This is a genomic window from Chroococcidiopsis cubana SAG 39.79, assembly GCF_003991895.1.
GTDB lineage: Bacteria > Cyanobacteriota > Cyanobacteriia > Cyanobacteriales > Chroococcidiopsidaceae > Chroococcidiopsis > Chroococcidiopsis thermalis.
This window is the reverse complement of sequence record NZ_RSCK01000049.1, coordinates 41261-49785: the sequence shown is the minus strand read 5'-3', so window position 1 is coordinate 49785 and position 8525 is coordinate 41261. Positions and strand designations below refer to the sequence as shown.

Below are 8525 nucleotides of genomic sequence, written 5' to 3'. Positions count from 1 at the left end.
GTCTTTAGATATCCATCCTCATGGCTTGCCAGCTCTACCTCCTACTATTTTTTGAGCCGTCGAACTCACGTTGAACAAAGTTGTCTTACCGCAGTTAGGGTTGCCGACTATGCCGATTGTTGGTTTGCTCATGGTCAGATGCTCCCGGCAATCTCAACTCGCAAGGCATCAGCTTCATCTTTGCGCAGACTCAGGTGAAAGCCTCGCACTTCAATTTCAGTCGGGTCACCCAACGGTGCGTGGCGCGTGACGACGAATTCAGTTCCTGGAGTGAGTCCCATTGCTAATAATTTTCGTTTGTAAGCGCGGGCTGCGGGTTCGTAGCCAACGACTTGCAGCGTCGAGCCAACGATCGCATCTCGAAGCTTGAGCGAGGATGTACTAGATTGGCTCATCTGGAAATCTCCATCTCTTATAGGGGCGATCGCGACCTGAATGTGACGTGCCATCTCTGCATTCACTCCGATCCGCTGCTCTTGAAGTGCCACAATCGCCGAGCCGCTACCAGTGCGGCTGATAACTTCTAACTGAGTACCAGGCATCAATCCCATTCCGATCAGGTGGCTGTTTGCTTCACCACAATTCAAACCAACAATGCTGACGCGATCGCCAATATTTGTCATTGCCAGAGAAAGAGTTAACCGATCTGGCATGGAATCGACCTCATCAGCTTTTCCGCGATCGCTAGACTCGCAAAAGAAGATAAACTTCTTCCAGTTCGGTCGCTGCCAATTTCGATGCCGAGGATTAATCCGATCGTCTTCGCCATCCATCAGACAATCTCCCGATGAAAACTATTCTGATTGAAAAGTATCATTAAAAAACTGATATATTTGAGAGTTTTTATCAACAATTAAGAATTAAGTTATTGTTATTTGTTCTCAAAAGATGAGCTTTAAAAAAGGAGTAGGGAGGCAAGAGAGCTGCTCTTGAGCTGTAGGGCGTAGACGCGAAGCGGCTTCTCGAAGAATAGCCCTTCTCGGAAAATGGAGGCGCAAGGTTGCTGAGGGAGAAAAACGACTTACGACTTACGAATACCCGACTTACGACTTACCAATTACCAATTACCACCCCTCATTGACAACTGTTCGCCGATCGCGAGTTTCTACTAACTTAATTGCACGGCTGACGCTTTCAGGTAGAATCACGACTAAACTACCATCAGTTGCAGCATCCAAGGCAGTGTTAATTGCTGTAGTTTCGTCGAGGATGGTTTCGTAGTGAAAATCGGGTTTTTCCTCTTCAATGCCTTGACGAATGAGTTCGGCAGCTTCACCACGGGGGCGATCGCGGGTGTCATCATCTTCTTTAACAATAATGCGATCAAAGATTCCTGCGGCTAGTCTACCCAGGTTAAGTAAATCTTCATCGCGGCGATCGCCTGGACCCCCCACTACACCGATCCGTTCTCCCGTATGATGCCGGACAAAATCACCCATTGCTTGATAACTCGCCCCATTATGAGCGTAGTCAATTAAAGCTTGATATTTGCCCAAGTCGAATAAATTCATTCGTCCTGGAGTTTGACTGGTCGATGGTTTAAAGGCAATCAAGGCAGCGCGAATATCCTCGATTTTTACACCTTGCACGAAGGCGGCTAGACTGGCAGCTAAAGCATTGGCGATCGCAAAGTTAGCTTTTCCGCCTAATGTCAGCGGTACGTTTACTGCTTGTTCGATCTGTTCCGACCAATCTTGTTTTCTAAATGTTAAATAACCGTTTTCGTAGACTGCGGCAAGTCCCCCTTGTTGGACATGCGACTGGACGATTTCGCGATCTGGCTGCATGGAGAAATAAGCGATCTGCGCCTTAACCCGCTTTGCCATCGCCGCCACTAAAGGATCGTCAGCATTCAGGACAGCATAACCTTCAGGCATGACTGTTTCTGCAACTACGCTTTTGACATATGCCAAGTCTTCCACTGTATCGATCCCGTCAATTCCTAAATGATCGGCGGCGACATTCAAGACAACACCCACATCGCAAGTCGGAAAGCCCAAACCAGAACGCAAAATCCCGCCCCGCGCCGCTTCCAAAATTGCAACTTCTGTCATCGGGTCTTGCAGAATCAACCTCGCACTGTGGGGACCCGTATTATCCCCTGCTTCCACAAGGCGATCGTCTATATACGTCCCATCGGTAGTCGTGTAGCCAACAATGCGTTTGGTTTGGCGAAACATCTGGGCAGTTAAACGGGTGGTCGTCGTTTTGCCATTAGTTCCTGTAATTGCCACAATCGGAATGCGGCTGGGAGTACCAGGAGGAAACAGCATATTTAAAACTGCTTCCCCCACCGGACGCGATAAACCTTGGCTGGGGTGAGTGTGCATCCGAAAACCAGGCGCGGCATTCACTTCAACAACTACACCGCCAACTTCTGCTAAGGGACGGGAAATATCGGGGGTAACAATATCGATGCCAGCAATATCCAGTCCGATGATTTTAGCCACTCTTACCGCTAAATAGATGTTATCAGAGTGAATTTCATCGGTGCGATCGATCGCCATTCCACCCGTACTCAGATTAGCTGTTGCCCGTAAATAGCAGATTTCTCCTTCTCTCAGCACCGTATCCAGGCTATACCTTTGCTGGCGCAGAAGTTCAAAACTGCTACGGTCTAATTCGATCCGCGTCATCACGTTATCGTGTCCCTGTCCTCGGCGCGGATTGCGATTTACCATTTCAATTAGTTCGTTAATCGTAGAACGTCCATCCCCCAGTACATGGGCGGGGACTCGTTCGGCAACAGCAGCAACTTTCCCATCTATAACTAATACGCGGTGGTCGCGTCCCGTGTAGTAACGCTCGACAATGACAGCCCGAGATTTTGAGACTACGCTTGCCGCATCGTAAGCTGCTTCTGCATCTCTCCAGGTATTTATATCCAGCGCCACACCTCTGCCATGATTGCCATCGAGGGGCTTAATTGCCACGGGAAAGCCGCCTACAGCATCGATCGCATTTTCTAACTCGTCAAAATAGCTAATCGTCATGCCACGCGGAACGGGAACCCCTGCATCTTGAAGAATGCGTTTCGTTCCTTCCTTGTCTCCCGCTAGCTCGATACCTAAAATACTAGTGCGATCGCTTTGCGTTGCCTGAATTCGATGCTGGTAGGCTCCATAACCTAACTGAATTAAAAACCTCGCCCCCAATCGCAGCCAAGGAATACCTCTTGCCTCCGCAGCTTTGACAATTGCTTCCGTGCTTGGACCCAGCGCCGCCTCTGCCCCAAGTCTCTGCAAATCTTGCAAATCTTGCCGTAAATCGTCGGGATGATAGCGTCCTTTATCTGCGATACTTTCGCACAATCGCAGGCAGCCCTCGCCGCATAGCGCCCCGCTTCTGGCGCTTGATATTCAAAGATGACGTAATAAACTCCACGAGTTGCAGTCTTTCTAGTACGGCTGAAACTCACGGGCATCCCAGCTAAAGTTTGCAATTCTAACGCCACATGTTCGACGACTTCCTCCATCCACAAACAGCCGTCCTGCAACCGATCTAAAAACTTTTCTCCCAAATCGCACTCGCGATCGCCCAAACTCGGTAACGCCTCAGTCAGCCCCTTTACAAAGCCAGAAATTCTATTCGGTTTGCGATCGCTCAAATCTTGCAAATCGAGACGCAAGACAATCAGCTTGTGGTCTTGGATACTCCAATAGTTAGGACCTTGTAACGTCTGAATCTTGAGTATTTTCATCGCAGTTTTTTGATTGACAACTAGCGATCTGGTCATTACACTATCATTTCTGACTCCACGTTTATCTTCCCATGACTTGCAAGAGAATTGTCAATCATTACTCCTAGCAATTTGCAGTTAATATCAAAGCTACTTAGCGTTCTTCTTCGCGTCTTTGCGTCTACTCTCCGAGAAGCCATTTCGTGTCTTTGCACGACACAAATCTTCTCTATAGCTGTAACTTGGTACAGTTATAAAAATGTATTCCTCATCATTTCCCTGAGAATTAAAGTACTAATTCCCACAAAAATCAGTAACCCTTGATACTAACTTACCTTTATAAAAAGCTACAAAAACTGCGATCGCCAAACCATCCAACTAAGTACGACAACAATCTAAAAGTGATTCTAACTCTGCAACCATTCTAAACGGATTCTTAGCTTGAAAAACAGATGCGATCGCAACTTCGTATGGATTTCTACCCATCTGCCTCACTGCTTTAATTGCTTCTCGGTTAGAAAAACCGCGACCACCTACCAACCAAGCCGCTAAAACATGACCCGTGCGCCCAATACCCCCACTGCAATGCACGACGACTTTCTCGCCCTGTCGGTCGGCTTCCAGTAAAAATGGTAAAATCTTCCCTGTCAGTGTTTCAGGCTCAGCCAGGGTAAAATCTTCAATTGGTGTCCAACAGACTTGTTGAGTGCCAAACTCTTGCGCATAAGTGCCAAGTAAATCTGAGTAGGGAGCGAGTTGCTTTTGGGGAAGCAGACAGCAAACTCGTTTGACATCTTGCCCTTGCATATATTCCAGCCAACCTCGTACTTGTGCTTCTGAATAGCCAGGTCGAGCCGAGCCGAATACAATTGTTTCTTGCTTGGAAGCTGGGGCAAATTTGTACATAGCCACTAGATTAATTTTGCTGTTGCAAAGCTTGAGTGAATACTACTGTTGCATCGTACTGGTCTGGTATATTCAAACAGCGCACCAATAGATCTAAATTTAAGTCAGGTAAAAACTCGCTGCTAAATATTTGCTCGTATCCATCAGAGCGTAGACGGTAAATAAATAATTGTCTACTGCGATAAAACCAGACTTCCGGCACTCCCCAGCGACGATATTTTTCTAATTTGTCTATCCCACCACTAGTAATAACTACCTCAATGGCAATATCTGGAATTTCTTTTTTAGTAACTAGATTATACGACTCATCAGGTTCTCCCCTCACACCTAATTCGCGGCTTCCCAGAGTATAGCTGCCGCAACGGTAAAAGCGAATGCCAATATATCTCAGGTAAGCTTCCAGCAAAAGTCCAACTGTTGATTTATACTCTTCATGCTCCGGCGAAGGTGTCATTATTTCTACAGTCCCATCCAGGTAAGTCAAGCGTACTTTTGTCTCTTCTAATAATGCTGCGATCGCCTCAAATTTCTCCCAGGAAATATCGTACAGCGTCACGCAATTGTCTTGAAGCTGTTGAGTTTGAAACATCTTTTTTCCTCCAAATATCGAGCATGAATCACAAGAGGAACTTTATCGCGGTGGAACAGAAGGACTCGCAGCAGCTTGAGACACCACCTCAGACGATGGCATTCTACTATGGGAAACCCACTTATTCGCGATTGGCATTCGCCAGCCAGTACCAAAAGCGCGATCGGTAATTTTTAAGCCAGGAGGCGCTTGACGACGTTTAAATTCCGCTTTGACGACGAGTTGCACGACGCGATCGACTACAGCCGCATCATGTCCAGCAGCAACAATTTGCGCCGCTGATTGATGCTCTTGAATCAACTTTTGTAAAATATCGTCCAAAGTATCGTAGTCAGGTAGAGAATCTTGGTCTAATTGACCTGGTTTCAACTCTGCACTGGGTGGTTTGTTAATGACATTTTCGGGAATTGTGGGGAGTCGGGAGTCGGGAGTCGGGAGTCGGAAATTGGTATTTACTCCCTCACTCCTCACTCCTCGCTCCTCGCCCCTCTCATTCAGCCACCGACAAATAGAATAAACGCGGGTTTTGGGAACATCTGCGATCGCGGCTAGTCCTCCATTCATGTCGCCGTAAAGGGTACAGTAACCCACAGCCATTTCTGACTTATTACCAGTAGAAAGCAGGAGATAGCCAAATTTGTTGGCAACCGCCATGAGTAAATTGCCACGAATCCGCGATTGAATGTTTTCCTCAGCAATGCCGAAGGGCGTATCGGCAAACAACGGTTCTAGAGTTTTGTCATAGCCTTGCATTAACTCTCCAATCGGGATAGTCTGAGTTAATATGCCCAAATTCTTGCCTAATTCCAAGGCATCTTGAACTGAGTGTTCCGAACTGTAGGGAGAAGGCATGAGTACGCCAAGGACATTCTCTTTACCTAGCGCTGCGGTGGCGATCGCTGCTACCAGTGATGAATCAATTCCCCCGCTCAAACCGAGTACGACTTTAGAAAAGCCACACTTGCGCGTGTAGTCTCGCACGCCTAAAACAAGTGCCTGCCAAATTTCCTCATCTAGATTTGCAGGCGTTGGAGCAATTTTACTTGGTTGTAAATCTCCTGCTTGCTCGTCGTATTCTACAATTAATAAATCTGTCTCAAACGCCCGCGCGCGGCAAACCATTTCTCCCGCACGATTAAAGCCAACGCTACAACCATCAAAAATCAGGTCGTCATTCGCTCCAACTTGGTTGGTATACAATACCGGAATTTGGTGACGCATAGAGCCATGTTGCAACATTGCTTCTCGTACCTGCTGCTTGTTGGCGCTATAGGGAGAAGCGGATAAATTCACAACCAGATCGACTCCCTGTTGAATTAACTCTTCAATTGGATTAATCGCATAGCTGCGCCTACCCCAGAATTCTTCGTCATTCCATAAGTCTTCGCAGATGGTGACTCCAATTTTGAGTGGTGCGTGATGTGTTGGCGCACAGTTGTGCGCCTCTACAAATCCTTCCAAAACCAGAGAATTAGCCTCCAATCCAGGTTCAAAATAACGGTATTCGTCGAATACGTCGTAGGTGGGTAGGAGGCGCTTGTGAAAGATTTGTTGAATTTTGCCTTTCTGTAGTAGAGCAATACTGTTAAATAATGGCTTACCACCAAAAGCAAGCGATCGCTCGTTGGGTTGAACGCAACCTACCAACACTGCCATTTGAGACGGTAATTCTTCAGCTAGCCGTTGCAAAGTTGCTCCCATTTGAGAGACAAAACTGGGGTCTAGTAGTAAGTCCCGTGGTGGGTAGCCGCATAAAGATAATTCTGGTGTCAGCAACAACCGCACGCTCTGTTTTTCAGCTTGTTGTGCTGCTGCTAAAATTTGCTGAGCATTTCCATTTAAGTCGCCAATTGTAGGATTAAGTTGAGCGATCGCAATTTTCATAATAATCAGTTATCAGTTATCAATTATCAGTTCATTCCAACTTACGACTTACGACTTACCAGTGAGGAGTCTATATCTTGCAATTTGGCGCAGCCGCTTAATGCCATTGCTAAACTGAGTTCGTCGCGTAAAATTTCAATGACGTGCTGTACTCCTGTCTCACCTGCTACGGCTAAACCCCACAATACGGGACGACCGATCAGAACAGCTTTTGCTCCCAATGCTAGCGCCTTTAAAATGTCAGTACCACGTCTAATCCCACCATCCATTAAAACCTCGACACGATCGCCTACAGCAGCGACAATTTGAGATACAACGTCAATAGTTGCGATCGCTCCATCGAGTTGTCTGCCACCATGATTTGAGATAATAATTGCCTCAGCGCCAACTTCTACGGCACGTATTGCATCATCTGGACGTAAAATTCCTTTGACAACAAGTGGCAACGGTACGAGCGATCGCAACCATGCTAAATCTGTCCAAGTTACGCCAGGATCGAGTTGTTCGGCAAAATAGGCAAACAAACCCGACTCGCCTTGACGGTGGGGGATATCTAAGTCTTTGGCTTGTAAATTACATAAATTGGCTAATTCCATGCCTTGAGGGAGGACGAATTGATTGCACGTATCCCTCTCTCGTCTCCCTAGAAATGGCGCATCTACGGTGACGCAAAGCGCCTTTGCACCACACTTATAGGCGTACTCCACCAACGCACGAGTTAAATTGCGATCGCGATGAATATATAACTGAAACCAAGTCTGAGGATTGGCGATCGCGACTTCTGACATACTCTTAGTAGACAGCGTACTCAACACCATCCCAATACCTGAATGAGCCGTCGCCTTTGCTGTAGCAACTTCCCCTACGGGATCTGCTAGACACTGAAAAGCCATTGGTGCAATCAGGATTGGCGCACTCAAAGATTGCCCTAAAATTGTCGTACTCAAATCTCGTTGACTCACATCCACCAACATGCGTGGATGCAATCGGTAGCGATTGAAAGCAATACGATTCTCCTTCAACGTCACCTCATCCCAAGCACCGCTAGCGTAGTAATCCCAAGCCATTTGAGATAAGCGATTTTGTGCCAGCGTTTCGTATTCAAATAGATTGATTGGGGTGGATGGAATCATAATTACTTCGATTCCCAATGCTTCAATTCTTCTTCGATAAAATAGCCGACTAAATCTCGATAGATCTTTTCAATTGCATCAGGATTTAGCTCGGCTTCTTCCGCCCAAATTCGTCGCTGTTGTAACATGGCATTAAACCGATCTATAGCCTTTACACCATCAGCATCTTTTTTAAATTGAGCCGCTGCTTTCACATAAGTAAATCGCTGACCCAGCAATTCTATAACTTGGCGATCGATCGCATCAATTTCTTGTCGAATCTCATGAATATTTAAACACTCTTCCGGTACTTTCATAAATCAGCTATCAGTTATCAGTGACTAGTGGCTAGTGG

7 protein-coding genes and 1 pseudogene are annotated in these 8525 nt (G+C 46.6%); all 8 read right to left on the bottom strand.

The features are described 5' to 3' along the window. Window positions 1–18: 18 nt before the first annotated feature. Entirely contained in the window at window positions 19–132 is a 114-nt protein-coding gene (locus tag DSM107010_RS23760) for a FeoB small GTPase domain-containing protein (protein WP_106170404.1), read from the bottom strand. 2 nt (window positions 133–134) lie between these two features. Beyond that, entirely contained in the window at window positions 135–773 is a 639-nt protein-coding gene (locus tag DSM107010_RS42405; protein ID WP_106170406.1) for a FeoA family protein, read from the bottom strand. Window positions 774–1064: 291 nt separating this feature from the next. Then, a pseudogene (cphA, locus tag DSM107010_RS23750) lies at window positions 1065–3700 on the bottom strand (cyanophycin synthetase). A 357-nt stretch (window positions 3701–4057) separates the two neighbouring features. Further along, complete coding sequence (locus tag DSM107010_RS23745; RefSeq protein WP_015152148.1) at window positions 4058–4585, bottom strand: protein-tyrosine phosphatase family protein; 528 nt, start codon at window positions 4583–4585, stop codon at window positions 4058–4060. 10 nt (window positions 4586–4595) lie between these two features. Then, window positions 4596–5174 (bottom strand): Uma2 family endonuclease, encoded by a 579-nt coding sequence (locus DSM107010_RS23740; protein WP_015152149.1) that lies wholly within the window; start codon window positions 5172–5174, stop codon window positions 4596–4598. 42 nt (window positions 5175–5216) lie between these two features. Then, window positions 5217–7058: an NAD+ synthase gene (locus DSM107010_RS23735; RefSeq protein ID WP_106168713.1), complete on the bottom strand. Its 1842-nt coding sequence runs from the start codon at window positions 7056–7058 to the stop codon at window positions 5217–5219. 41 nt (window positions 7059–7099) lie between these two features. After that, window positions 7100–8191 carry an alpha-hydroxy acid oxidase gene (locus tag DSM107010_RS23730; RefSeq protein ID WP_106168714.1) on the bottom strand — a complete coding sequence of 364 codons (1092 nt, stop codon included), beginning with the start codon at window positions 8189–8191 and terminating at the stop codon, window positions 7100–7102. 2 nt (window positions 8192–8193) lie between these two features. Next, window positions 8194–8487 (bottom strand): isochorismate lyase, encoded by a 294-nt coding sequence (locus DSM107010_RS23725; protein WP_015152152.1) that lies wholly within the window; start codon window positions 8485–8487, stop codon window positions 8194–8196. Window positions 8488–8525: the final 38 nt, after the last annotated feature.